The sequence below is a fragment of the Burkholderia sp. Ax-1720 genome, assembly GCF_011753035.1.
In the GTDB taxonomy this organism is placed as follows: Bacteria; Pseudomonadota; Gammaproteobacteria; order Burkholderiales; family Burkholderiaceae; genus Burkholderia; species Burkholderia gladioli.
Window position 1 is genome coordinate 1 of record NZ_VWWK01000025.1, and the last position, 23,799, is coordinate 23,799.

General features: G+C 63.7%; 29 protein-coding genes. 26 read left to right on the forward strand and 3 right to left on the reverse strand.

Going from position 1 to position 23,799, the window contains the following annotated elements; all coding sequences use genetic code 11:
* The 3 genes from F3J18_RS10700 to F3J18_RS10710 form a co-directional block, all read right to left on the reverse strand.
* Positions 1-360: beta-hexosaminidase (locus tag F3J18_RS10700; RefSeq protein ID WP_166912787.1), on the reverse strand; the 360-nt coding region annotated here is incomplete at its 3' end.
* Positions 361-411: 51 nt separating this feature from the next.
* Positions 412-630, reverse strand: coding sequence for a hypothetical protein (locus F3J18_RS10705; RefSeq protein ID WP_166912788.1), 219 nt, complete (start codon positions 628-630; stop codon positions 412-414).
* Positions 631-990: 360 nt separating this feature from the next.
* Entirely contained in the window at positions 991-1,716 is a 726-nt protein-coding gene (locus tag F3J18_RS10710; protein ID WP_166912789.1) for a hypothetical protein, read from the reverse strand.
* A 160-nt stretch (positions 1,717-1,876) separates the two neighbouring features.
* Between F3J18_RS10710 and F3J18_RS10715 the strand changes: the two genes are divergently transcribed.
* From F3J18_RS10715 to F3J18_RS10835, 26 genes are all read left to right on the forward strand, one after another.
* Positions 1,877-2,419: a hypothetical protein gene (locus F3J18_RS10715; protein ID WP_096749044.1), complete on the forward strand. Its 543-nt coding sequence runs from the start codon at positions 1,877-1,879 to the stop codon at positions 2,417-2,419.
* Positions 2,406-2,789 carry a hypothetical protein gene (locus tag F3J18_RS10720; RefSeq protein ID WP_166912790.1) on the forward strand — a complete coding sequence of 128 codons (384 nt, stop codon included), beginning with the start codon at positions 2,406-2,408 and terminating at the stop codon, positions 2,787-2,789. The genes F3J18_RS10715 and F3J18_RS10720 overlap by 14 nt, the downstream gene beginning before the upstream one ends.
* Before the next feature lie 158 nt (positions 2,790-2,947).
* Positions 2,948-5,449: a VapE domain-containing protein gene (locus F3J18_RS10725; protein ID WP_166912791.1), complete on the forward strand. Its 2,502-nt coding sequence runs from the start codon at positions 2,948-2,950 to the stop codon at positions 5,447-5,449.
* Between the two features lie 216 nt (positions 5,450-5,665).
* Entirely contained in the window at positions 5,666-6,454 is a 789-nt protein-coding gene (locus F3J18_RS10730) for a hypothetical protein (RefSeq protein WP_166912792.1), read from the forward strand.
* 95 nt (positions 6,455-6,549) lie between these two features.
* On the forward strand, positions 6,550-7,446 hold the full coding sequence (locus tag F3J18_RS10735) for a hypothetical protein (RefSeq protein ID WP_166912793.1): 897 nt from the start codon (positions 6,550-6,552) through the stop codon (positions 7,444-7,446).
* Between the two features lie 310 nt (positions 7,447-7,756).
* Positions 7,757-8,011 carry a hypothetical protein gene (locus tag F3J18_RS10740; protein WP_341773643.1) on the forward strand — a complete coding sequence of 85 codons (255 nt, stop codon included), beginning with the start codon at positions 7,757-7,759 and terminating at the stop codon, positions 8,009-8,011.
* A gap of 112 nt (positions 8,012-8,123) precedes the next feature.
* Positions 8,124-8,693, forward strand: a complete 570-nt coding sequence (locus tag F3J18_RS37825) for a MarR family transcriptional regulator (protein ID WP_205195389.1) — start codon at positions 8,124-8,126, stop codon at positions 8,691-8,693.
* Complete coding sequence (locus tag F3J18_RS10745; RefSeq protein ID WP_205195390.1) at positions 8,656-10,659, forward strand: terminase gpA endonuclease subunit; 2,004 nt, start codon at positions 8,656-8,658, stop codon at positions 10,657-10,659. Before F3J18_RS37825 ends, F3J18_RS10745 begins: the two co-directional genes overlap by 38 nt.
* A gap of 10 nt (positions 10,660-10,669) precedes the next feature.
* Entirely contained in the window at positions 10,670-10,876 is a 207-nt protein-coding gene (locus tag F3J18_RS10750; RefSeq protein WP_013698685.1) for a hypothetical protein, read from the forward strand.
* Positions 10,873-12,363: a phage portal protein gene (locus F3J18_RS10755; protein WP_166912795.1), complete on the forward strand. Its 1,491-nt coding sequence runs from the start codon at positions 10,873-10,875 to the stop codon at positions 12,361-12,363. The genes F3J18_RS10750 and F3J18_RS10755 overlap by 4 nt, the downstream gene beginning before the upstream one ends.
* A complete protein-coding gene (locus F3J18_RS10760; RefSeq protein WP_166912796.1) occupies positions 12,360-13,451 on the forward strand; it encodes a head maturation protease, ClpP-related in 1,092 nt (363 codons plus the stop codon). Before F3J18_RS10755 ends, F3J18_RS10760 begins: the two co-directional genes overlap by 4 nt.
* 29 nt (positions 13,452-13,480) lie before the next feature.
* Positions 13,481-13,825 carry a head decoration protein gene (locus F3J18_RS10765; protein WP_013698682.1) on the forward strand — a complete coding sequence of 115 codons (345 nt, stop codon included), beginning with the start codon at positions 13,481-13,483 and terminating at the stop codon, positions 13,823-13,825.
* A gap of 76 nt (positions 13,826-13,901) precedes the next feature.
* Complete coding sequence (locus F3J18_RS10770) at positions 13,902-14,897, forward strand: major capsid protein (RefSeq protein ID WP_105820258.1); 996 nt, start codon at positions 13,902-13,904, stop codon at positions 14,895-14,897.
* 1 nt (position 14,898) lies between these two features.
* Positions 14,899-15,189, forward strand: a complete 291-nt coding sequence (locus F3J18_RS10775; protein WP_025099034.1) for a hypothetical protein — start codon at positions 14,899-14,901, stop codon at positions 15,187-15,189.
* Positions 15,190-15,192: 3 nt separating this feature from the next.
* Positions 15,193-15,723: a phage tail protein gene (locus tag F3J18_RS10780; protein WP_025099033.1), complete on the forward strand. Its 531-nt coding sequence runs from the start codon at positions 15,193-15,195 to the stop codon at positions 15,721-15,723.
* Positions 15,713-16,243, forward strand: coding sequence for a hypothetical protein (locus F3J18_RS10785; RefSeq protein ID WP_166912797.1), 531 nt, complete (start codon positions 15,713-15,715; stop codon positions 16,241-16,243). Before F3J18_RS10780 ends, F3J18_RS10785 begins: the two co-directional genes overlap by 11 nt.
* Positions 16,240-16,920: a phage baseplate assembly protein V gene (locus F3J18_RS10790; protein WP_166912798.1), complete on the forward strand. Its 681-nt coding sequence runs from the start codon at positions 16,240-16,242 to the stop codon at positions 16,918-16,920. Before F3J18_RS10785 ends, F3J18_RS10790 begins: the two co-directional genes overlap by 4 nt.
* Before the next feature lie 50 nt (positions 16,921-16,970).
* A complete protein-coding gene (locus F3J18_RS10795; RefSeq protein WP_166912799.1) occupies positions 16,971-17,168 on the forward strand; it encodes a hypothetical protein in 198 nt (65 codons plus the stop codon).
* A 2-nt stretch (positions 17,169-17,170) separates the two neighbouring features.
* Positions 17,171-17,503, forward strand: a complete 333-nt coding sequence (locus tag F3J18_RS10800) for a GPW/gp25 family protein (protein WP_166912800.1) — start codon at positions 17,171-17,173, stop codon at positions 17,501-17,503.
* Positions 17,500-18,396: a baseplate J/gp47 family protein gene (locus tag F3J18_RS10805; protein WP_166912801.1), complete on the forward strand. Its 897-nt coding sequence runs from the start codon at positions 17,500-17,502 to the stop codon at positions 18,394-18,396. Before F3J18_RS10800 ends, F3J18_RS10805 begins: the two co-directional genes overlap by 4 nt.
* Positions 18,386-18,964 (forward strand): phage tail protein I, encoded by a 579-nt coding sequence (locus F3J18_RS10810; protein WP_166912802.1) that lies wholly within the window; start codon positions 18,386-18,388, stop codon positions 18,962-18,964. Before F3J18_RS10805 ends, F3J18_RS10810 begins: the two co-directional genes overlap by 11 nt.
* A complete protein-coding gene (locus F3J18_RS10815) occupies positions 18,952-20,916 on the forward strand; it encodes a phage tail protein (RefSeq protein ID WP_166912803.1) in 1,965 nt (654 codons plus the stop codon). The genes F3J18_RS10810 and F3J18_RS10815 overlap by 13 nt, the downstream gene beginning before the upstream one ends.
* A 13-nt stretch (positions 20,917-20,929) precedes the next feature.
* Positions 20,930-21,655, forward strand: coding sequence for a tail fiber assembly protein (locus tag F3J18_RS10820; RefSeq protein ID WP_166912804.1), 726 nt, complete (start codon positions 20,930-20,932; stop codon positions 21,653-21,655).
* A 71-nt stretch (positions 21,656-21,726) separates the two neighbouring features.
* Positions 21,727-22,896 (forward strand): phage tail sheath family protein, encoded by a 1,170-nt coding sequence (locus tag F3J18_RS10825; RefSeq protein WP_166912805.1) that lies wholly within the window; start codon positions 21,727-21,729, stop codon positions 22,894-22,896.
* A gap of 9 nt (positions 22,897-22,905) precedes the next feature.
* Entirely contained in the window at positions 22,906-23,409 is a 504-nt protein-coding gene (locus F3J18_RS10830) for a phage major tail tube protein (RefSeq protein WP_013698992.1), read from the forward strand.
* A 77-nt stretch (positions 23,410-23,486) separates the two neighbouring features.
* A complete protein-coding gene (locus tag F3J18_RS10835) occupies positions 23,487-23,789 on the forward strand; it encodes a phage tail assembly protein (RefSeq protein WP_166912806.1) in 303 nt (100 codons plus the stop codon).
* Positions 23,790-23,799: the final 10 nt, after the last annotated feature.

Sequence of the window (23,799 nt, forward strand, 5' to 3'; positions counted from 1 at the left end):
CGCAGTCTCCGTGTCCGTCTGACGTTGGCCGTTGCCGCGCTTCTTCGCCTTGCGGATTGCCATTGAGGCCGTCTTGGCCGCTGCGCGCTTCTTGTCACGCAGCCGCTTTACCGCCTGGGCGCAGTCGTCTTCGCTCGGGATCGAAATCTGAGTGCAGGCGATGTCTCCTTCGTCGAGGATCAAATACAGCGTGTGCAGGCTGTCGGTGATGGGGCGACGGCCGACGACATATTTGCCGACAAGGATCGGCGTGGATGGGCGTTTGGCATTGCGGTCATAACGCACAACGCTTCGCAGTGAGAGGGTGTCCCGGCGATCAGCGTCGAAGAGGGGCGCAGCTTTGAGTTTGATTCGCGACATGGTTGGGTCTCCATGGCGCCGGGGGCGGTTACCCCGGCATGTGCGGGGTGGTTAGGCGGTGAGGCGATGTGCGGTCGGCTGCGCTTCGATCGGGGCGTCTTGCAGCAGATTTGCAACGATGATCAAAAGCACGGCCACGATCGTTGCGCGGACGATCGTCGACTTCTCAAAGGTAATTCGGCGTGCGGCTTCGGACTGCATCACGCGCGGTGCTTGTTCGTTATCGAGCCAATCGTGGCGCGCGTCCGTATGCAAGTCAGTCAGTTTCACGGTCAGTCTCCGGTTGGGCGTCAGGCGACGCGATGACCGGAATTAAACATCATGTTTAGTTTCAATGCAAACACTATGTTTAATTTATGGGCGCACGTTCGCTACCCGCGTTTACGCGGCGGCAGCGGGTCAGTAGCTCAAAGTGACTTTTCTATGTACGAGTCGAGCGCCAGTGATGCCAGTTCCTGGCACCACGAGAGGACGGCGAGAAGGTGCGTTGTATCGAGGACGGGGCGTGAGGCGATTACCTTGCCGGCCCGGGTGATGGAAAAGCGAATGTCGGTGACGACGTCTGATTCGTCCGGGATCGAGGTGCGGCGTGGTTTCCGGCCTGCTCGATATGCTGCTAAATCGACGACCTTAGCGCGTCGATCCCCGTTTTTGTACTTCATTGTGTGGCTGGCCCTCGGGCATCATCGCAGCGCGTATTGCGCTACGTGAGCGTTTTGCAAACGCCGCCGCAGTCGCGCTGGATGTCCCTGCTGCAAGCATGCCTTCCAGTGCCGTCATGAGTTCGGGCGAGACCTGGTTATTCGTCGTGGCTTCGATGAAAGCAGCGACAAACGCTTTTGCTCGTTCTTGTATCGCGGGGGGCGGCGCCGGCAGCGGCTTCGATTTCTGTTGATCCGTCTGATCTTTTGAAATCTTACCGCCGCGTAAACTTTCTTTCAGTCCGCCTGCGTCAACCATTTCTCCTTCGCCAGTCCGAAGCCATTCCGCCCGGCAGCCAAGCGCGGACGCGGCTTTCAACGCACCAGCCGCCGACATGCCGCGTCGCTCCCAATTGTTCAGTAATTGAGGTGACTCGTTCAGCAGACGCGCGACGTTGGCCGGGCCTTCGACGTCCCGGAGTTGTTTAGCGGCCGCGTAGAGACGCTGGGCCGTTTCGTGAATGGCTCGCATGGGCCACATGGTCTGCGATGTAAACGCCTTGTTGTTAAACGCTGCGTTTGCGTTTGATATAAACATAGTGTTTAATGTCGCCTTATGGACAAATCTGCTCACATCAACGCGGACCGACAGGCAATCGAGCGTTTGGGTGGCCCGGCCAGGGTCGCCGAACTGCTTGGATACGAGAAAAGCCATGGCGGTACTCAGCGCGTCTGCAATTGGCTCGTGCGAGGCATCCCTGCTGCGGTGAAGGTCGAGCGGCCCGACCTGTTTATGCCGGACATCGCCAGTTCGCATCGTATGACGCCTGTTCCGGGCACGACAGCATGAAAACCTACCTGTCCCAACATCAAACATGACCTGCCGATACGACAGCACGGAATGGCTGGACGTGCTCTACACGTCCGTGCGCAACACGCCGGGTGGCGTTGCAGACGCCGCGAATCACCTCACGAATCGACGCGGAAAGAACATCACGCCCGAATCGCTGCGCCTTCGTCTGCGTGGCGTCGGCGACAGCCGGCTCTCGATGGAGATGTTCGAGCTGCTGGTCGAGTGGATGCAGGAAAAAGCCGAGGCGAGCGCGCACGCGCTCGACGCCTTGCACGCCTTGAATGCACGGTTCGGTCTCGTCGCCGAGGCAGTCGACGAGCAAGGCGTGGACGACGCGGTCGACGGCGGTGCGATGCGGCTGGTCTCTACTGCCTTGAGCCTGCAAGCGCACGTCGGGCTCGTTGCCGACGATGTCACACGCGTTCTGGTCGATCGCCGTATCGACGACAACGATGCGGAGAAGATCATCGCGACGGGGCGGAAGGGACAGCGTCTCTTTCAACGCCTGATTCACGCGGCCCGCAACCTCGCAGCCCGACGTCGGCGCCGCCATGGATCGAATTGAACCGGGTATGGGCTGCTGCCGCATAGCGCGGGAGCATGTCGGCCTGTCCTGCGATCGCGGGCAGCAACTCGCGTGTGGCCGAGCCGCGCTGGCCTGTCGCCTGGACAGGGCGCCCGAGGATGCGGGGCGCTTGTTCAAGTCGTTGATGTCAACGTTCCCCGATCGCCTCGCGATGTTTGCCGACGAGGCAATCCAGGCCGGCCGCGTCGATGCCTTTGTGCGCGTCGCCGCGCGTGTGTGCGCCGCGCTTCCCACCAAAGCGGAACGCCATTCGTTCCGTGATCAGTTCGCCGACCAAATACCGGCGGATGACCTGTCCGCGTTCGATACCCAGATGGCCGCCGAGTGGCGCCGCCTGCGCGGCAAATAACCGGAGACCAAAGTGACTTTAGAGCGTGTGAGCCGCGCATTGCGTCGGCGGCACTCGGTGCCGCTGCGCAAATCGATCGGCGTGAATGTCTATGCCGCCGGCCGTAAGGCTTGGCGTTCCACCCTGCATCAAATTGAACTGGAAAGGAGAATTGCGGAATGTCGTCGCTAGACCAGATTCGCGCGCAGTTGGCGGCAGCGGGTCATCCTGAGCTGCCTGTCGGACACCCTGTTGCGGACGGCAAGCACCATCGATACGGTCCCCGCAAGAAGTATTGGTATCAACTGCGCGAAGTCGTGAGCAAGGGCGCTGTCATCGGCTACTCGGGCACCTACGGCTATTTCTCCGGCGACGATCCTGGCACCGAGCGGTTCCAGTGGGCCGGTGCGCCCCTGAGCGACGAGGTGCTTGCCGAAACGCGGCGCCGCCAGGAAGCGGCCGAGCGCGAGGAGAGCGAGCGGGCGGCCCGCCAGGCGCAACTGGCGGCCAACCGCGCACGCAACCAGTGGGATCGAGCGAGCGACGTCGGCGTATCCGCCTATCTGGATCGCAAACAGATCACGCCCGAGGGCGTGCGGTTCGACGCAGACGGCACGATGTTCGTCCCGATGTACCGCTATGAAGCCGAAGGGCGGCTCGTCGGTCTGCAGAAGATCACGCCGAACGGCGAGAAGCGCTACAACAAAGGCATGGAGAAGAAGGGCGCCAGCCGGCTGCTCGGCAGCATCGGCGCCGAGGACAAGATGGTGCTGGTCGCTGAGGGGTACGCCACCGGACGCTCGATCCGTATGGCGACGCGTGAAGCCTTCGTGGTGTCCGTCTGCTTCGACGCGGCTGGCATCCAGTCGGCGGTGCAGGGGCTGCGTGCGGCCTTCCCGGCGGTTCATATTCTGGTTTGCGCCGACGATGACTGGAAGATCGAGCAGCGCCTGCGCGAATGGCTCGTCGAGGAGTTCGGGTTTCGCGGTGAGCTGACATACGGTGCATCGCCGATCAAGGTCGAGGCGAAGAACACGTGGTACATGCTGGCTGCTCACAAGCGTGTCGACGACAACGGCGTGCAATTCGTCGAGGCGACGTACGGCAACGACGTGATGCCGCTGCGTCGTAAGCGCTTCGAAAACACGGGCCTTAAACGCGCTCACGAGGCGGCAGCCGCGGTCGACGGCGTGTCGGTCACCTATCCGACGTTCGCCGATCGCGGCGATCGGAAGCTGACCGACTTCAACGATCTGCACGTAGAGGAAGGGCTGGAAGTCGTCGAGCGGCAATTGCATGCGGCGATTCGGGCCGTCCTCGCGCCAGCTGATGACGAGCAGCAGCCCGCCGAGGTCGTGACTGCCGAGCGCGTGATGCAGCCGGCCGCGACGTCCGCTGCCGCAGAGGAGCAGGAGTGGGACGGACGCGAAGCGGAGAACGGTGCCTTCACCTGGGAGGAGAGCCTTGCGAGATCGGACAAGGGCACGTTGCTGCCCACGCTTGGCAACGTCCATCTGATTCTGTCTAACCATGCGGAGTGGCGGGGTGTCATCGCCCAGGATGATTTTGCCGGTCGGGTAGTCAAGCGCCGCGTGCCGCCGTTCGGGCAGGGAGCGCTGGGTGAATGGACCGACATGGATGACCATCGCAGCACGCTCTGGTTGTCGCAGAAGTATGGCCTGAACGTTCGGCCGGACATCGTCATGAATGCTGTCTTGCTCGTTGCCGATGCCACGCATTTTCACGACATCCGCGAGTACCTGAACACCCTGGAATGGGATGGCGTCGAGCGCGTGAAGTCGATGCCCTCGACGTACCTGCATGTGGCCGACAGCGAATATGTCCAGTTGGCGTTCATGAAGTGGATGATCGCCGCCGTCGCGCGTGTCATGCAGCCGGGCTGCAAGGTCGACAACGTCTTGATTCTCGAAGGGCGGCAAGGCTGGCGGAAGTCGACGGCGCTGAAGGTGCTGGCCGGCAAGCAGTGGTTCACCGACACGCCTATCCAGATCGGCAACAAGGATACCTACGCCGTCATGGCCGGCAAATGGATCATCGAGCTGGCCGAGCTGGACTCGCTCAACAAGACCGACTCGTCGGCCGCCAAGAGCTTCTTCGCGACGGAGACGGACCGGTTCCGCAACTTCTACGGCAAGCGGGCGACCGACGTCCATCGTCAGTGCGTGTTCGCGGGCTCGGTCAACTTCGATGCCTACCTGAAGGACGAGTCGGGTAACCGGCGGTACTGGCCGCTGCGTTGCGGCGGTCTGGTCGACATTGACGGCATCGCACGCGCACGTGATCAGCTTTGGGCCGAGGCGGTCCACCTGTATCGGCAGGGCGTTGTGTGGCACGTCACGGAGGCCGAGCGGCCCCTCTTTGAGGTCGAGCAGGCCGAGCGCTACGAGGGCGACGTGTATGAGGACGTGATCGGCAAGCAGATCGCGCATTCCAGCCGTACCACGATGGAGGAGATCCTGCGCGACGTGCTCAGGCTGGACTCGTCGAAATGGACGCTGCCCGAGCAGCGGCGTATCGGCAAGGCGTTGAAATCGCTTGGATGGGTGCGCAAACGCGAGTCGACCGGATCGCGCGGCTGGTACTACGTGCCGGACGAGGAGCAGGAGGCGGAGCCGGTTCTGGAGGCAGTGTGCGCGGGCGACGACGACAGCCCGCTATGAGCGAATGGCGCGCTGTGCCGGCATGTCCGGCGCGCTTTGTCGCCGGTCTTGGCGCGCTTGGGACGTCCCAATGTCCCAACGTCCCAAGAGCCCGCCTCGGGCGCGCGTATGTGCCTGCGACGTGCGCGACGTAGGCAGCGCATGTCGCGCGGGCGCGCTCCCCTGCAAGCCTTTTTCTTTGGGACATTGGGACGTTGGGACGAATAGGAGAGTGAAATGATCGATTTGAAGGAGCGGGCAGGTGTTGCAATGAGCGTGCGTGGTCAGTTCACCGACCCCATTGCCGATCCGAAAGTTACTTTGGGCGCACTGGCCTTTGCGAACGATCTCGGTCGTTTGCTGACCCGAATCAAGGCCGGCCCGCAAGCGACGCCTGCGATGATTCGACGAGCAACGTTGCTGTTGGCGCAGATGATCCGGACGTCGGGCAGGTTCAAGCGGGCGCGATTCACGGGCTATACACGCGATGAGCGTCGCGATCAGCGTTCGGGGCATGCTGTCGAGCGCGCAAACGTCGACATCGTCGAACGGTTCGCGCTGCGTTTGCTGGACGAGTGGGTGAACGATCAGTGTATCGAGTGCGAGGGGCGCGGTGTCGTGCGTCGAGCGCGTGCCGTTACGACGGCGACCCATGCATGCGATTCGTGTGGAGGAAGCAGAAAGGTATGCGTGTCTGAGGAGCGCATTCCGTTCTTTGAAGGGCGTAGCGGCCCGGTTGTCTTTCGGGAATACGAACCATGCGACGACTGCGGCGGGATGGGCCGAATCGCGGCAGCGCCTGTAGCAGATGCGAAGGGCCGGCACATTTGCCCTGAATGTTCAGGCTCGGGGAAGCGGCAGATCGACGACGCGGGCCGAGCCCATGCACTCGGTATCTCGCTCATCGACTATCGGCGCAATTGGTCGTGGCGCTTCTATGACATGCTCGCGTTGCTTGACCGAGTTGATGGCTCCGTTTCTGACACAATGCGCAAGCAGTTGAGAGGACGAAGCAGATTCCGCTGAATGATAGGCTTGCGTGAGGAGATATGGAACTGTTTGCGCTTCATTCAGCGTAATATCTAGTATGGAATATACTTGGTGCGCTGACGGGGATTTTTATGGAAATTGAATGGTGGGAAAAACATGTCGAGTGGGAGTTTGTTCGGGCATTTCTAACAAAACTAAATGTATCTTTGCCGATCGATGGCGATATCGAAATATCGGATGCTCTTGTCGCAGTTGATAGCCAATGGATGCTTCTTGAGTTCAAGCGAGATCTCGAAGGCCAGGGTGATGAATTGGCAAAATATCCGAGTCTGTCGTGGGTGCGAGCATGTGCGGTGGCGAACCGCATTTATAAGAAGTTTTATCCGAACGACGTGGCCACGCTTAATGCCGAGTTAAAAGGGGTAAGACCGAAGCCTCACCAGGTCGCTACGATAACCTTGAGGTGGGAGGCTGCGTTGGCACTGCAGTACGGTTGGTTCGCGCATGATTGTGTTTTTCATCGTGCAGATGCAGCATTGAATTCTCTCTTTAACGGTCTTCCGCCAGCCAATGTTGGTCCAAATGAACCGCACATGTTTATATATGCGTCCGATCACACGTTTATCCCCCTGAGGCGCAGTTTTTATTGGGGAGAGTGGAGCAGATTCGCAAATACACGTGATGCCGACCATCAAGATATGAAAAAATTATCGGCGCTTAGTGGGGGAGCTTTAGACTTCGTAGACTTTTACTCCTATCTTGATTTGCTGTTGCAGGCTAGGGGATTTTTGGTTGAGAATATTATTGCTAGCAATGGGAGTCCAAATCCATTTAGTAGGCTAATGTTTGCAAATACGGTCGCTTTTGGGCGGGGTGGAAATGGTGTGACTGTAATTTTGCCTCTTTACGATGTAGTCAAGCAGTTGACTAATTTTAGAGATGCAGCACTACGTGCGCTGCGTATCAGACATCCAGGGCGAGCTTATAAAGCAGTTGATGGCCGATGGAAAATCAAACGCACGGATTGAGCGTTCAGTGCGTGTCCGGGTTTGTACTGATGAAGCCGACACCGACTCTAGTACGAGTAAAGATGTTCTACTTGCCCCGAACGGAGGTCTCTATCGGAATCTTCGCAAAATTAATGGGATGAAATGTATTCCATTCCAAGAGCGGATCGCTTACACTCTGCATGCCCTTTACCGAGTCACTGGGCACATGAGCGACCGCATACTCGTGTCGCAACCTTCGCCCGACAGGCGTACTGAATCGCGGGAGCGCCGCGACCAACAACGATAACTGTCTGTCGGGAACTGTTGGGAGGGCGTTCGCCCTCACGAAATGAATATCCAAAGCCCTGAGCGCGAAAGCCCTCGGGGCTTTTTGCATTGGGGCGCCGAAATGCGAATCGAGTCAACAGGGGCCGGCCTGGGCGAGTTCTGGTCGGAGTGGGAGGAGTACGGGCGCCTGGACTACGTGACGGCGCGCAGCTTCGACCTGGGCGATGTGATGGACCGCATTGCGTGGGCGATGGAGCGGGCTGGCGGAGCCGGCGTGACCGAGCGGGTAGCAGCAGGGGGCATGCCTACCTTTTAGGCAGGGCGCCCCTGCTCAGAAAGTGGGCAGGGACCCCCTGGCAGGACCGACATGCGGGGGCTCGCACCCGCGCTTTTTCTCTACTGGCGACATACCAAGGGGGGTCATATTCATGCCCACTCAACTACAGATCGCCGAGCATCTGGATCTCGATCAGTCGGCCGTTTCGCGGTTCGTCGACAAGATCCGGCTCGACTACAAGGCGGCATCGATCGATGAGATCCGGGTCGCGTATATCCGGCACCTGCGCGAGGTCGCGGCCGGCCGTACGAGCGAAACCGGCATCGATCTGGTGGCCGAGCGTGCGATGACCGAGCGCGTCGATCGGCAAATCAAGCTGCTGACACTCGCCGAGAAACGCGGCCAGCTCGTCGACGCCGCGCAACTCGAACAGGCGTACGGCCAGATGGCCGGCGCATTTCAAACGGAACTGCTGGCGCTGCCCGACAAACTCGTGCAGGAGCTACGCACGCTGTACGGCGTCGAGGTCGACGTCGAATGGCTAAACGAGCATATCTATGGATGCCTTGAGCAGCTTTCTCGATACGAGCCAGACGGTCCGGGAGGTGATTCGTCGGATCGCGCTTCTCCTACGTCCGCCGGAGCGGATCGGGACGACGGAATGGGCGCGCAAGCATCGGCGGATGAGTGCGAAGGCGACGGCGACGCCTGGACGGTATAACCCGAACATCACGCCCTGGGTGTACGGCATGCACGACGCCCTCGACGATCCGACCGTGCAGAAGGTCGTGTGCATGAAGTCGGCGCAGGTCGCCTGGACGGACGGCGTGCTGCTGAACTACGTCGGCCGGCGCATTGACGTCGACCCGTGCCCGATGATCATCATGTTCGCGAAGGAGAAGTCAGCCAAGAAGTTCAACATGGAGAAGTTCGAGCCGATGGTCGAGGTCACGCCCAGGCTGTCGGCAAAGCTGCCAGTCCACGCGGCCCGCGACAAGAACAACCTCTGGGACCACAAGACCTACCCGCGCGGCTTCCTGAAGTTCATCACCTCGAACGCGCCGGACGACGTCAAGTCGACGCCGGCCCCGGTGGTCGCGGTGGAGGAGCCGGACGACGCGAACGCGAACGTGCGCGAGCAGGGCGACTCGATCACGCTGCTGGAGGAGCGCAACAAGAGCTATTCGGACAGCCGGCGTAAGGTGATCTTCGGGGGCACGCCGACGGTCGACGGCTTCTCGCGCATCCAGCAGGCGTATGGCGGATCCGATCAGCGGGTGTATCTGGTGCCTTGTCCGGATTGCGGCGAAGAGCACGAGCTGGCCTGGGAAAACGTCACGTGGAGCGACGACGCCGAGGTCGCGCACGAAGTATTTGGACGAGCGCGGCCCGACTCGGCCCGCTACGTCTGCCCGCATTGCGGATCGTTATGGGATGACGCTGCGCGGATCCGCGCGGTGCGCAAGGGGCGCTGGGTTGCGACGGCACCATTTTTCGGCGTGGCAGGTTTCCGGCTCAACGAGCTGGTGTCGCCGTTCCCCGGCTCGCGTATGGCGGAGCTGGTCAAGAAATGGCTGACAGCCGAAAAGGCGCTGCTCGCGGGCGACGACACGAAAATGCGGGCCTTCGTGAACAACTCGCAGGGACGGCCTTACAAGTACAAGAGCGACTTGCCCGAGCTGGACGAACTGGCCGAGCGCGCGATGCCCTACGCGGCATTCACGGTGCCGGCCGGCGGTCTGCTGCTGACGCTGGGTGTCGACGTGCAACATGATCGGATCGCGCTCGTTCTGCGCGCATGGGGGCGGGGCGAGGAAAGCTGGCTGGTGGTATGGGACGAGATTCACGGCAACGTGCTGCATCAAGACGAGAATCCACTCGAAGGTGGCGTGTGGGGCGCACTGACTGAGATGCTGATGAGCGGGTATCGCCATGAAACGGGCGGTGTGCTCCGGATTCGCGCGATGTCGATCGACTCGTCAGACGGCTCGACATCGGACGCTGTCTACAAGTACGTGCGAGCCGCGCGGCGAGCCGGTCTGAACGTCATGGCGATCAAGGGCAGCACCGATGCGAACGCGGAGGTTTTCAGCGTACCGAAGCAGTCGGTCGACTCGACGCGGAACAACAGCAAGGCGGCGAAGTATGGCTTGCGCCCGTTCATGGTGGGCGTGAGTAAGGCGAAAGACTTGATTCTCGAGAATCGTTTCAAGCTGGACGGCGAGGGGCCAGGGCGCATGCACTGGTACGTCGGGGTGCGTTCTGACTACCTGTCGCAAGTCACGGCCGAGGTGAAGGTGCCTGGACGCATCGGCTCGAAACGGGTCTGGCAGAAGAAGGCCGGCGCCCGCAACGAGGCGCTGGACTGCGAGGTCTACGCGCTGCACGCGGCTCGCAGCGTGAAGACGCACATGATGACGGAAGCGCACTGGAGCGTGGAGCAGGTCCGCATCTCGCAGTCGTCGTTGTTCGAAGCGGTGCCGATCCTGGAAGCGCTGCCGTCCGCGTTGCCGATCGAGGAAGTTCCGGATCCGCCGGTCGAACTGGTGCCGCCCGAGAGTACGGAGCCGGCGCCTACGCAGCCGGTGCCGCAGCAAAACAAACCCGCCGAAACCTCGCCACCGAGCGGGGTTTCGCGCATTCAGGGGCGTCGCATGGGCCGGTCGAGCTATCTCGGGCGGCGCTAGGAGGTAGAGCATGGCATACACGAGGCAGGATCTGGAGCGCGTCCAGTCGGCAATCGCCAAGGGCGAGCTGGAGGTGCAGTACGCCGACAGGCGCGTGCGTTACCGCTCGATCAGCGAGCTGCGCGACGCGCAAACCGAGATCGTTCGGGCACTTGACGGGGCGGCAGGCCGGCCCCGCATGTTTCGTCTGCGGCATGCAGGCAAGGGGGTGCGATGAGTCGCGCTTACTCTTCGCTCGCGCAGCGCGGGTTTGTCGTTCCGACTCGCGTGAAGGCGGCGGCGTACGAATCGGCCAGCACGGTCGGCGCCCGCGCGAAGGCGTGGCGCGTGTCGGGCGCCGGGCCGAACGCGGCAGCGGTGCAGAACCTGCCGTTGATGCGCGCCCGCGCACGGGATGCGATCCGTAACGATCCCTGGGCGAAGACGGCAATCGCTCGTCTGGTGTCGAACACGATCGGCGCCGGCATTCAAGCGCACCCGCAACACCCGATCGACGCGATCCGCAAGGAGCAAAAGCAACTTTGGGAGGACTGCGGAGAGGAGATCGACGCCGATGGTCTGAACGATCTGGCGGGCGTGCAGACGCTCGCCGCACGCTCGTTCTTCAGCGACGGCGAGGTGCTGGTGCGCAGGCGGATGCGAAGCCCGCGAGACGGGCTGGCTGTCCCCATGCAGATCCAGTTGCTGGAAGGCGACATGCTGCCGATGGACAAGAACGAGATCGTCGCCGGCGGGGAGATCATCAACGGCGTCGAGTTCGATCGGGATGGCCGGCGCGTCGCCTATCACCTGTACCAGCGTCATCCCGGAGAATACGGGCGCGCGTCGTTCACGAACATGCAGACCGTGCGCGTGCCGGCCGACGAGATCGCGCATGTGTTCCAGGCGTTGCGGCCGGGGCAGGTGCGCGGCGTGCCCGAGCTGTCGACGGTGCTGCTGCGGTTGCGCTCGCTCGACAACTTCGACGATGCGGTGCTGTTCCGGCAAGAGGTCAGCAATCTGTTTGCTGGTTTCATCGTCAAGCCGCATTCGGAGCCGGGCTTGATGGGCGATCCGATTACCGGCGGCGCCGTCGATTACGACGCTGACGGCTTCTCGCCGGTGGTCTCGCTCGAACCTGGGGGCATGCAGGAGCTGGCGCCGGGCGAGGACGTGCGCTTTGCGTCGCCGCCGGGCGCCGGCACCGACTACGCGCCCTTCATGCGTCAGCAATTGATGGCGGCGGCGGCCTCGGTCGGCATGCCCTACGAGGTGTTGACGGGCGACTTGCGTGACGTCAGCGATCGGGTGTTGCGCGTGATCCTGAACGAATTCCGGCGGGCGGTCGAGCAGATCCAGTGGAACGTCTTCATCCACCAGTTCTGCCGCCCGGTCTGGCGCTGGTGGGTCGATGCGTGCGCGCTGTCGGGGGCCATGTCGATGCCGGACTACTACCGCAGGCGCCGGGACTATCGCCGAGTGCGGTGGGTGCCACAAGGCTGGCCATACATCCATCCGGTGCAGGACGTCACGGCCAAGCGCATGGAGATCCGTTCAGGCTTGGCGAGCCGGTCGGGCGCTGTCCTCGCGCGCGGCGACGATCCGGAGCAGGTGGACAACGAGAACGCGGCAGACCTGGCGCGCGAGCAGCGCCTCGGGCTGCGCTACGACACGCTGGTGCCGGTCGAGGACACGGGCGGAAATTCGAATGGGGATGACGAATGAAAGGCAAGAAGAAGTGGTGGGACATCCGCGCGCAGGCGAACGCGGCCGGCGGCAATGACGTCGAGATCCGGATCTATGGCGACATCGGTTTCTGGGGAACGGACGCCGAGCAGTTCGCGGCACGGCTCGACGAGGTCGGCCCGACGGCGGCATCGATCGTCGTCGCGGTCAACTCGATGGGCGGCGACGTGTTCGATGCGTTCACGATCTACAACCTGCTGCGGCGCTACCCCGGCAAGACGACGGGGCGCGTCGACGGCATCGCGGCGTCGGCCGCATCGCTGCTGCTGATGGGGTGCAGCCAGATCGTCATGCCGTCCAACGCGATGCTGATGATCCATAACCCGCATACGCTCGCGGCGGGCGACGAGGGCGAATTGCGTCGGCTGGCGGATCTGCTGGGCAGCACGAGCGCGAACATGCTGACGGCGTACGCCGAGCGCAGCGGGCAGACCGAGGACACGGTGCGCGAGCTGATGGACGCCGAGACCTGGTTGACGGCCGCACAAGCCGTCGAGCTGGGATTCTGCGACACGATCGAGGAGCCGATTCGTATCGCGGCGTACGCAGGCGCCCAGCCGCTCGTCGCGCGGTTCGCGGCGATGCCCGAGCAGGTCCGCGCTCTGGTCGATGGCGAGCCCGAGGCGCCGCCGAATCCGCCTGTCGATCCGCTCGTGGATCCCGTCGATCCGCCGACCCCGCAGGATCCGCCGCAGCCGCCGAATGTCGCGGCGCTTGCGTCGCATGTGTACGCGTCGTGCCGCGACGCGCGGATCGAGCACTGCGCTGAGGGCATTGTGCTCGCGACGGGCCTGCGGGATCGCGCAACGGTGGATGCGGCGATTCGCACCGCGCAAGACATCGCAGGCATCTGTCTGGCGGCGAACCTGACCGAGCTGACGGCCGGTTTCGTGTCGGACGGTCTGAGCCCGGATCAGGTTCGCGCCCGGCTCTATGAGCGCGTGACGGCTTCGCAGGCGCACATCAATCCCAGGCAGACGCCGAGCAGCCTGAGCGAGCCGGTGGTCGCCGCCAACGCGCCGCGCGCGGCATCCATCTACGCGGCCCGCCGCAACGGCGGAAAGTAACTTTGACGTCCCATGAGGAGGGGCAAACCATGTCGATTGTGAAGGAACAGGGCATTCTCCCGGCCGAATTTCTGGTGTCCGAAGGCAACGGCCAAATCTCTCGCGAGCAGATCGTCGTGAAGGCCGGGCCGGCGCTGCCCGCCGGTCAGGTGCTCGGCGTGACCAATACGGGCGAATACGCCCCGTACGACAACAAGGCCGAGGACGGCTCGGAAGTCGCGGGCGCAGTGCTCTACGCGCCGCTGGCGGCGTCCGAGGAGTCGCGGCCGGCGACCGGCATTGTCCGGCTCGCCGAAGTCGTGGGCGGCCTGCTGACGGGCCTGGACGCGGCCGGGCGTACCGATCTCGCGGATCGCCACGTGATCGTTCGCTGATCACGCAGCAAGACAGACCTACGAAGGCCACGCATCGCGTGGCCTTTTTCTTTTCCATTTCCAGGTTGGAGGTTGTATGGCGGACATCGCCCTGTTTCAAGACGACGCTTTCTCGCTCTCGTCGCTCACGGCGGCAATCAACGATCAGCCGGCGGTGCCGGGCCGTGTCGGCACGCTCGGGCTGTTCGACGAGGACGGCATCACGACGACGACGGTCCAGATCGAGCGCGACGGCGACACGCTGGCGCTCGTGCCTGCTGGCCAGCGCGGATCGCCCGCCCCGGTGGTCGGTGGCAGCAAGCGCAGCATGATCCCGTTCAACACGGTCCACCTGCCGCAGCGGGGCTACATCGCAGCGGACGAGGTGCAGAACCTGCGTGCATTCGGCTCCGAAAGCGAGCTGGAGGCGCTGCAGACGGTCGTGAATCGGCGCCTCGCCAAGCTCCGGCGCCAACTGGACGCCACGCACGAGTTCCATCGCATCGGCGCGATCAAGGGTGCCGTGCTCGATGCGGACGGCAAGACCGTGCTGATCGACCTGCTGAAGTATTTCGGCATCAAGCAGACGGTGATCGGGTTCGAGCTGGACAAGCCGGAGACGGAGATCCGCCTGAAGTGCAGCGAGGTGCAGGACGCGATCGAGGATGCGCTCGGCGCGTTGACCTACACGGGCGTGCGCGTGCTCTGCGGCCGGACCTTCTGGAACAAGCTGATTGTCGCGAAGACGGTGAAAGAAACCTACCTCGCGACGAGCATGGCGGCGGCCCTGCGCGGCGACGCACGCGACGCGCTCGACTTCGGCGGCTGCACGTTCGAGCGTTATCGCGGGCGTGTCGGCGATGTCGGCTACGTGGCCGACGACGAAGCGCACGCCGTGCCGGAAGGCGTGCCCGATCTGTTCATCTCGCGCTTCGCGCCGGCCGACTACGTGGAGGCGGTCAACACGACGGGCCTGCCGTACTACGCGAAGCAGGAGCTGGCCCCGTTCGGCAAGGGGATCGACATCGAGGCGCAATCGAACCCGATCCATCTTTGCACGCGCCCGAAGGCGCTGATCAAGCTGAAGGCTTGATATGCGGTTCCGCGATCTGATGGCGGACGTCGATGCCGCCGTGAAGCGCGATCTGGCGGACGACGACGTCACGATCGACGGGAAGCCGGTGCAGGGCATGTTCGCGGCGCCGTGGCTCGGGCCGGATCTCGGCTCACGGCGCACGCAACTGGTGGCGCCCGTCCTGCACGTCACGGACGCCGATGCCGCGGTCGTCAAGGTCGGCAGCATCGTCGTGGCCGGCGGGAACCGTTACCGCGTTCACGAACTGCAGCCGGACGGCACGGGGTGGACGGTCTTGATCTTGGGGTAAGGCATGGACGTGCTGAAAGTCGAAATCGACGTGAAGGGGGCGCTGGAAGCGCTCGCCGCTTTGCCGCCTGCCGCGATGCAGTCGGCATGGCGGCGAACGCTCCGAAAGACGGCGGCCTGGATCAAGAGCCAGACGGCGAAGGATGTGGGCCGCGCAACGGGGATACAGCAGAAGGTGATCCGACAGCGGACGTACTTCTACATGCGATCCGCTGATAGCGGGAAGGTGTGGCTCGGTCTCAATCCGATCGGGGCGCACCGGCTCGGCGCCGTGCGTCGTACGCGCAAGGGCATTCGGGCCGGCAAGACGCTGTTCGAGGGCGCGTGGCGTATGACCGAGAAGGCGCCGGATGGCCCCGTGTTCCGCCGAACCGGCAAGGGCCGCACGCCGATCGAGGTCGTGAGGTTCGATTGGGCACATGAAGGCGATCCGGCCTTTCGACGGGCCGCCCGAGCGTGCGAGGAAAGGCTGCTGGCGGTCCTGCGGCAGGAGGTCAACTACGAAATCCAGAAGGCGGCAGGCCGTGCTCGATAACCTCAAGCAACTACATGACGCGATCGAATCCGGGCTGCGTTGCCGGCTTGCCGGGCTCGACCGGGTGCTGGCCTATCCGGAGATCGGGAAGTCGATCGAGACGCCGCTGGTGGCGATCGAGCTGGCCGAGCTGGAGCCGGGGCACGACGACGGCACGGGCCGCGTGCCGTTGATCGGACGGATGCAGGCACGCATCGTCGTCGATCCGCTGGTTCCTGGCGCGGACGTCCTGGTGCGTGAGCTGTCCGCCCGTGTGCTGCGCGCCGTTCATGGCCAGACCTGGGGATTGCCGATCACGCCGGGCAAGCAGATCGGATCGGCGGCGGAAGATCCGTTCCGGCCGGATCTCGATACCTATCTGGTGTGGCTGGTCGAGTGGGTCCATGAATTCGACCTGGGCGAGAGGGTCGAGCCGCCGCCGCAAGGTCGGGAGATCCGCTGGGGCGTCTATCCGGAGATCGGGGCCGAGCATCGTGGCGACTACGTCGACGTGGCAATCGCCGAGGAGGGGCGCCCGTGAGCGACTACGAGCTGGGCGAAATGGATCGCCGCATGGCGTGCCTGACGCAGTCGGCCATTGTGGAGGCGGTGACCTACGATCCGCCACGCGTGAAGGTGCGCATCGGCGATTGGGTCAGCGACTGGCTGAAATGGCAGGCCGGTGCTGCCGGCAAGGTTCGCCAGTGGCGTCCGCCGTCCGTCGACGAGGAGGTCGCCTTGTGGGCGCCGTCCGGCGATCTGGCGGGCGCGTTCGTGGCGCCGGGCTACTACACGGATCAGCACGGCGGGTCCGGTCGGTCGAGTCCCGACGAGACCGCGACCGACTTCCCGGACGGCGCATTCGAACAGTACAACCATGCGAGTCATGAATACGTGCTGTCGGTGCCAGCCGGCGGTCGGATCGTGTTCCGCATCGGCGGCACGGAGTTCGAGCTGAAGGCGGATGGCGCGACGCTGCGTAGCGCGAAGCTGCTGGCGGACATTCCGGACTCGACATTCACTGGCAACACGACGACGGAGCGGCTGCTGACGTTCAACGGCGGCATGCACGGGCGGCCGGGAGCGGGGCAGGGCGTCGCGGTGAAGGTTGATGGTGGGGCGGAATTTACGGCGGACGTCGTCGCGGCTGGAACCTCGGTTCATGGGCACCAGCATCGCGAGCAGGGAGACGGGGAGCTGGTGAGCGCTCCGGTTTGAACAAAGCAACTTTGGACCTCGCATGACAGCGGGGCTCTCGTGAGGTGGGTATGCGAAAGGAAGATCAGCAGGCGGTTGGCGTGGCGGTGACATTTGTCGACGCGGAGTATCGCAGCCGCGTCGTGGTGTTTCCGGATGGCTCGTTCATTCCGGTGCTTGCAGGCAAGGCCGAGGTGACGGCGCCCGAGCACGTCGCCTATCTGGAGTCGAGTCCGAGTTTCACGCGGATCCCGGCGAAGGAGCAATAACGATGGCGCTGGTCGGGATGTGCCGCCGCTCGGGGCGGCTGATCAGTGGCGTCGAGCATCTGGTGCAGAGCATCGGCGACATCCTGAGCACGCGCAAGGGCACGCGGCGGCAGCGGCCGGAATACGGCTCGGATCTCCCGGCCATGATCGACTTGCCCGTGACGCGCGGGTGGATCTCGGCCGTCCAGGCCGAGGCGGCCGGCGCGATCGGACGATGGGAGCCGCGAATCAAGCTGGATCGGGTCGCGGTGCAGTCGGTCGTCGACGGCAAAGTGACTTTTCTCATTGCTGGCCGCTATGACGACGGCGATGTCGTTTTCGAGGTGACGGTATGACCATGATCGATCTCTCGGCGATGGATCCGCCGGATCTCGTCGAAACGCTGGACTTCGAGGCGACGTATCAACTGAAGCTGGCCCACTTCAAAAGCATCTACCCGGACTGGACTGCGGCGCTCGAATCGGATCCGGTAGTCAAGGTGCTGGAGTTGGCGGCGTACGACGAGGTTCGGTATCGAGCGCGTGTCAACGACTGCGGGCGGGCCGTGCTGCTCGCCTGCGCGACCGGGGCCGATCTTGAACACCTCGCCGCGCTCTGGAACATCAAGAAAGAGATCGTCGATCCCGGCGATCCGGATGCGCGCCCGCCGATTCCCGTGACCTACGAGAAGGATGATCGCCTGCGTCTTCGCACGCAGATGGCGATCGAGCAGGCGACGACAGCGGGGCCGGCGGGTTCGTATCGATCGATTGCGCTCAATGCCTCGGCCGACGTCGCGGACGTGCGGGTCGATCGCGGCGTGCCGGGCGTCGTGCGCGTGGTCGTGAAGTCGCAATCGAACGGCGGGGTGCCCAGTGCCGCGCTGCTCGACGTGGTTCAACGTGCGTTGACGCCCGAGGACAGGCGCCCGCTCAACGATACGGTGCAGGTGCTGCCCGCCCGGCCCGTCGACTACGCGATCGTGGCGGATATCTACGTCGGTCGCGGCCCGGATCCTGAGGTCGTGATTGCCGCACGGCGCCTTGATCTCGATATCGCGGTCAACGATGGCGCCCGACTGCGCAACGGCATGCCGCGCTCGGCGATCACGGGGGCACTGCATCCGAAGTCGTCGGGCGTGGTGCGAGTCGATCTGACAGAGCCGACTCTCGATGTCGAATGCGAGTTCGACCAGTTCGCGCGGTGCGCGTCGATCACGCTGAATGCGAGGGTGAAAGATGACGACTGAACCGCTCTTGCCCGCGAATCAAACGTCGCTTGAGGCGGCGCTCGCGCAGGTGATGCGCCCGAGCGTCGAGCCCGACGTCATCCGCACGCTGTGGGACGCCGATCGCTGCCCGGCGGCGTTCCTGCCCTGGCTGGCATGGTCGCTTCAGGTGGACGGGTGGGAACTGGCCGAGTCGGACGAGGCCCGCCGCGAGCTGATCAAGTCGTCGCTGGCGATCTACCGGCGCAAGGGCACGCCGTGGGCGATCCGGGAAATCGTGCGGCGGCTCGGGTTTGGTGAGGTGGACATTCAGGAGGGGCGGGGCCTGTCCCGCCGCGACGGCTCGGCCCGCCGCGATGGGCGCTATCTGCATGGCGGCGACGGCGCCTGGGCCGAATACATCGTCACCTTGAACCGCGCCGTGACGCGCGACCAGGGCGAGAAGATCAAACGGGCGATCGAACGGTACGCGCCGGCCCGCAGCCGGCTGGCATGGCTGGACTTCTCCGAGGTCGCGATCCGACATAACGGCGTCGCGACACGCAACGGGCAATTTACACGAGGGATTATCGGAACATGGCCAATCTGAAAGAGGACAGTGCCTGGGTAGACGGTATCTACCAGTTGGAGACGTCGGATCCCGTACAGGGCGGCCCCGATGGTGTCGACAACGTGCAGGCAAAGCAACTTGGGAGCCGCACGCGATACCTGAGGGATCGGGCTGATGCGACCGACAAGCGGGTCGATGCGATGGGGCAGACGGTGGCCGGCCTAGGCACCGACAAACTGCCCGTCGCGGGGGGCACGCTGAAGGGCGTGCTGCTTGGGAAGCTTGGCGCCATCGCACCGAACAATCCGCAAGGGGCGGGTTACGGCTTTGACGGCGATGCGGACAGCGGGATGTTTTCGCCGAAGGATGGGCTCGTGCAGATCGGTGCGCAAGGGATTGCCCACTTCGAGACGCGAGGCACCGACACCTACGTGGGGCCGAATGTTGCCGGCGGCAATCTGGTGTTGGTTGCCGGAGCGGATGGCCGGGCGTTGGTGACCAGTGAAGGCCGGTTGCTGATCGGATCGTCGAATAGCGACGGTGTGAATCGGCTTCAAGTTTCCGGCTCGGTTCGTGCGGACGGATTTGTGTCGGATGCGTTCGATTCAGGCGGTGGGCATTGGAGGGCGCGCATGGGCGACTACGGCGCCTTCCTGCGCAACGACGGCACGAATGTCTATCTGCTGTCGACGAAAAAGGGCGATCCGTCCGGGAAATTCAATGACTATCGGCCGTTCGGATGGAGTCTTGATAGCGGCCACGTGTCGATTGATGCGGGCGGTCAAGGAACGGCAATCGGCGGTGACGTCAAGATTGCCGGCGAAGCGTGGATCGCGAATGGTGCAAATGAGGGGCGCGCGCGAATCGGCCCCCTGAACGGTTACTTCTACTCGAATGCGACGTCTGTCGGCTGGTGGTCGCCGACGATCGGCTCGTTCCAGTACATGGTCGACGATCGATCCTTCCGTATCGATGGGAAGCCCGTCTGGCACAGCGGGAACGTGACGCCGCTCGACGCGAGCAAGGGAGGCGTGATGAGCGGCAGCGTGACATTTGCCGCCGGTCAACGTCTGTTTCTCGACGAGGGGAGCGCGGCGTTCCCCTCGATCGCGTTCGTGAACGATGGCGTTCCCGACACCGGTCTCTATCACGCGAGAGACGGTGTCTTTGGCGTGACCTGCAATGGCGTTGTCACGGTCACGTTCGCGCAGGAAGCGACCTATTTCCAAGCGCCAGCGGCCGGGCCTTCGCCGGCTGCGGGTGACAACTCGTTGCGTTTCGCGACAACAGCATGGGTGACGGCTGCGATCGGCACGGCGTCGATCGGCCAGATCGTCATGGAGGCGCGAACGTCCACGCGCGCGGGCTATGTGAAGTGTGACGGCGCGCAGTACAAGCGCGCGGACTATCCAGCGCTGTGGGCCTATGCGCAGGCCAGTGGTGCGCTGGTGTCGGAAGCCGAGTACGCGGGGGGCCGATGGGGCGGCTTCTCGACGGCGGACGGGCAGACGTACTTCCGGGTTCCTGATCTGCGCGGCGAGTTCCTGCGCTGCTGGTCGGACGGGCGCGGCGACGTCGACGCCGGCCGTGCGATCGGCTCGTTCCAGGCCAGCCAGAACCAGACGCACACGCATGCCGCGTCTTCGGACACGGTCGACGATCACTGGCACAAGGTTTGGAGTGCGCCGAACGGCTGGCATGATCACGGCGTCAATCAAACGCCGCATGCGCACGTCACGTGGACCGGCGCCGTGCAGGTATCGGGCCTTGCGCCGGGCGGCGGTATCGGGCCATACAACGGGCGCATTTCCTCCCTGTGGTCCGACGAGGGGATGGCCAACATCGCGATTGCTGGGAACGGCACGCACGATCACGCGATCGGCATGGACGGCGGGGGAAGGCACGCGCACGCAATCAGTGTTCAAGCCGATGGCGGCGCCGAAGCGCGTCCGCGCAATGTCGCATTGCTGGCGATGATTCGCGCATATTGATAAGGGAGAAAACATGCTCTGCAACCACTACGATAGACAGACGGGCCAATACCTGAACAGCACGCTTGCTGATTCGGATCCGAAAGACGATAGCCGCTGGCTCGAACCGGCTTTCTCGACCGTCACGCCGATCCCCGACCGTAAGCCGCTCACGTGGCCGTTCTGGAAGGATGGCGCCTGGGTGTTGATGCCCGACTATCGCGGGCGCGTGTTGTACCGAACCGATACCGGCGAGCGCACCGAGATCCTGGCAGCGGGCGTCACGCCGGCCGATGCTGGCCTCACGGAGACGCCGCGGCCGTCCGACGAGTACCGCTGGGCCGATGGCGCCTGGGCGATCGATCCGGACATCGTGGCGCGCAAGGCGAAGGAGCAGGCGATGGCGGAATTCCAGCATCGACAGGCGAACGCGCAGACGAAGAACTACGGTCGAGCCGATGCGCACGCAGCCGGCGTACTGTCGGATGTCGAGGAAGCGCAGTTCGTCGCGTGGTCCAAGTACCAGATGGATCTCTCGCGCGTGGTGAATGCGCCGGACTTCCCTGCCTCGGCCGTGTGGCCGGTCGAGCCGGACGACGACGCGATCCGCCGTGAAGTCGATGCCAAGCGAGCCGCTGCCGCTGCCGCAGAGGCGGCGAAAGCGGAGGCGGAGCAGGCGGCGCAGGCTGACGAGACTGGCCCCGTTGACGAAGCGGTGGACGCGGATACCGCACCGAAGGCGAACAGCAGCAAAAAGTAACTTTCCGGACCCCGTTCCGACCTTTCACAGAGCCGCCCGCATGGGCGGCTTTTTCATTTCTGGAGACCCGTATGGGAGCAACCTCGTTTTTTCACGGCATCACGACGACGATCGTCGACTCGGGGCCGCGCACGATCGCCGTGCCTTCGTCGTCGGTGGTGGGGCTCGTCGATACGTACATGCCCGGCGCGGGTCTGGCGCAGCCGAACGTGCCCGTCCAACTGACGAGCTATCGCGATGCGGTAGTGGCGTTCGGCGATACGAGTGCCATCGCGCGAGCTGCGCGAGCGATCTACGCGCAGAGCCGCGCGGTCATCGTCGCGGTGGGCGTGCCGGCCGATGGTGACGAGGCGCAGCGCACCTCGGCCGTGATCGGGGGCGTGACGGCTAGCGGAGCGCGCACGGGCATGCAAGCGCTGCTCGATGCGAAGTCGCGATTCAACGCGCAGCCGCGTTTGCTGATCGCGCCGGGCCACTCGGCCAAGCAACCTGTCGCGACGGCGGCCGACGAGATCGCGGCGAAGCTGCGCGGTATCGCCGTGATCGATGGCCCGAACAAGGATGACGAGGCGGCGATTGCCTACGCGCAGAATTTCGGCAGCAAGCGCCTCTACATGGTCGATCCCGGCTCGACGATGTGGGATACGACGGCCAACGCCGACGTCGCCGTGCCGTCCTCGGTGTTCGCGGCTGGCCTGTTCTGCCAGACCGACGCCAATATCGGTTTCTGGGCATCGCCGTCGAACAAGGAAATCACGGGCATCACGGGCACGGCGCGGCCGATCGAATATCTCGACGGCGACGAGACCTGCCGCGCGAACCTGCTGAACAACGCCAATATCGCGACCATCATCCGCGACGGCGGTTATCGCCTGTGGGGTAACCGGACGCTGTCGGCGGATCCGAAGTGGAAGTTCGTCACACGGGTGCGCACGCTCGACATCGTCATGGACGCGGTCCAGGCCGGCCACAAGTGGGCGGTCGATCGCGGTATCACGGCAACTTACGTCAGCGACGTGACGGAAGGGCTGCAGGCGTTCATGCGCGATCTGAAGCGCCAGGGCGCCTTGATCAACTTCGAGGTCTACCCGGATCCCGAGCTGAACACGGCCAGCCAACTGGAGGACGGCAAGGTGTACTGGAACATCCGCTTTACCGATGTCCCGCCGGCCGAAAACCCGATTTTCCGCTTCGAGGTCACCAACCAGTGGATGACCGAAGTGCTCGATAACCAGATCTAAGGGGGAAAGATGGTTCCGGAAACGCTGTACAACTGCTCGGTGGCGATCGACGGTCGCGGCTACGCGGGCCGGGCGACGAGCATGACGCCGCCGAAGCTGAAGCTCAAGACCGACGACTACCGCGCGGGCGGGATGGACGCGCCGTCCAAGGTCGACCAGGGCATGGAAGCGCTCGAAGCATCGTTCGCCATGGCATCCATGGAGTACGACGTGCTGAAGTATTTCGGCATCCTCGACGGCAACGCGTTCAGCGGCAATTTCCGTGCGGCCTTCAAGGACCACTACGGCAAGATCAAGTATGTCGGCGCCTTCTTTCGCGGCAAGCTGACCGAGGTGGATCCGGGGGAGTGGAAGCCGGGCGAGAAGGCGGAAACGAAATACACCATCGCCGTCGACTACTACCGGATGGAGATCGACGGCGCCGTGGTTCACGAGATCGACGTGTTCGCGTGCAAGCGCGTGGTCAACGGCGTCGACCAACTGGCCGAGGTGCGTAAGGCGCTCGGCATGTAGCTCGTTTGGACGCGAGCAAAGTCACTTTTTACTCAACGGCGGGCCGATGGCTCGCCGTTTCTCTTTGAGGACACGATATGGACAAGGTTACCGTCACGCTGGCTTACCCGATCAAGCTGAACGGTGTCGAGTGCGACAAGTTCACGATGCGCCGCCCGAAGGTGCGCGACATGCGCGGCGCGCAGAAACTCGCGCCGAAAGACGAGGAACAACAGGAGCTGATCCTGTTCGCCTCGCTTGCCGAGGTGTCGCCGGACGACATCGAGGAGATGGATATGGCCGACTACGCGCGCGTGCAGGACGCCTACTACTCCTTTCGATCCGTACGCCAAGACGGACGCCAAGACGCTGAAGGCGCTGGCCAGGCGCCTCGCGCTTGAATTCGGCATG

Coding starts and splice junctions, on each gene's coding strand:
- F3J18_RS10710 (WP_166912789.1), bottom strand. CDS start 1,716: ATGGCTTTTCTCGTATCCAAGCAGTTCGGCGACCCTGGCCGGGCCACC.
- F3J18_RS10715 (WP_096749044.1), top strand. CDS start 1,877: ATGACCTGCCGATACGACAGCACGGAATGGCTGGACGTGCTCTACACG.
- F3J18_RS10720 (WP_166912790.1), top strand. CDS start 2,406: ATGGATCGAATTGAACCGGGTATGGGCTGCTGCCGCATAGCGCGGGAG.
- F3J18_RS10725 (WP_166912791.1), top strand. CDS start 2,948: ATGTCGTCGCTAGACCAGATTCGCGCGCAGTTGGCGGCAGCGGGTCAT.
- F3J18_RS10730 (WP_166912792.1), top strand. CDS start 5,666: ATGATCGATTTGAAGGAGCGGGCAGGTGTTGCAATGAGCGTGCGTGGT.
- F3J18_RS10735 (WP_166912793.1), top strand. CDS start 6,550: ATGGAAATTGAATGGTGGGAAAAACATGTCGAGTGGGAGTTTGTTCGG.
- F3J18_RS10740 (WP_341773643.1), top strand. CDS start 7,757: ATGAATATCCAAAGCCCTGAGCGCGAAAGCCCTCGGGGCTTTTTGCAT.
- F3J18_RS37825 (WP_205195389.1), top strand. CDS start 8,124: ATGCCCACTCAACTACAGATCGCCGAGCATCTGGATCTCGATCAGTCG.
- F3J18_RS10745 (WP_205195390.1), top strand. CDS start 8,656: ATGAGTGCGAAGGCGACGGCGACGCCTGGACGGTATAACCCGAACATC.
- F3J18_RS10750 (WP_013698685.1), top strand. CDS start 10,670: ATGGCATACACGAGGCAGGATCTGGAGCGCGTCCAGTCGGCAATCGCC.
- F3J18_RS10755 (WP_166912795.1), top strand. CDS start 10,873: ATGAGTCGCGCTTACTCTTCGCTCGCGCAGCGCGGGTTTGTCGTTCCG.
- F3J18_RS10760 (WP_166912796.1), top strand. CDS start 12,360: ATGAAAGGCAAGAAGAAGTGGTGGGACATCCGCGCGCAGGCGAACGCG.
- F3J18_RS10765 (WP_013698682.1), top strand. CDS start 13,481: ATGTCGATTGTGAAGGAACAGGGCATTCTCCCGGCCGAATTTCTGGTG.
- F3J18_RS10770 (WP_105820258.1), top strand. CDS start 13,902: ATGGCGGACATCGCCCTGTTTCAAGACGACGCTTTCTCGCTCTCGTCG.
- F3J18_RS10775 (WP_025099034.1), top strand. CDS start 14,899: ATGCGGTTCCGCGATCTGATGGCGGACGTCGATGCCGCCGTGAAGCGC.
- F3J18_RS10780 (WP_025099033.1), top strand. CDS start 15,193: ATGGACGTGCTGAAAGTCGAAATCGACGTGAAGGGGGCGCTGGAAGCG.
- F3J18_RS10795 (WP_166912799.1), top strand. CDS start 16,971: ATGCGAAAGGAAGATCAGCAGGCGGTTGGCGTGGCGGTGACATTTGTC.
- F3J18_RS10800 (WP_166912800.1), top strand. CDS start 17,171: ATGGCGCTGGTCGGGATGTGCCGCCGCTCGGGGCGGCTGATCAGTGGC.
- F3J18_RS10805 (WP_166912801.1), top strand. CDS start 17,500: ATGACCATGATCGATCTCTCGGCGATGGATCCGCCGGATCTCGTCGAA.
- F3J18_RS10810 (WP_166912802.1), top strand. CDS start 18,386: ATGACGACTGAACCGCTCTTGCCCGCGAATCAAACGTCGCTTGAGGCG.
- F3J18_RS10815 (WP_166912803.1), top strand. CDS start 18,952: ATGGCCAATCTGAAAGAGGACAGTGCCTGGGTAGACGGTATCTACCAG.
- F3J18_RS10820 (WP_166912804.1), top strand. CDS start 20,930: ATGCTCTGCAACCACTACGATAGACAGACGGGCCAATACCTGAACAGC.
- F3J18_RS10825 (WP_166912805.1), top strand. CDS start 21,727: ATGGGAGCAACCTCGTTTTTTCACGGCATCACGACGACGATCGTCGAC.
- F3J18_RS10830 (WP_013698992.1), top strand. CDS start 22,906: ATGGTTCCGGAAACGCTGTACAACTGCTCGGTGGCGATCGACGGTCGC.
- F3J18_RS10835 (WP_166912806.1), top strand. CDS start 23,487: ATGGACAAGGTTACCGTCACGCTGGCTTACCCGATCAAGCTGAACGGT.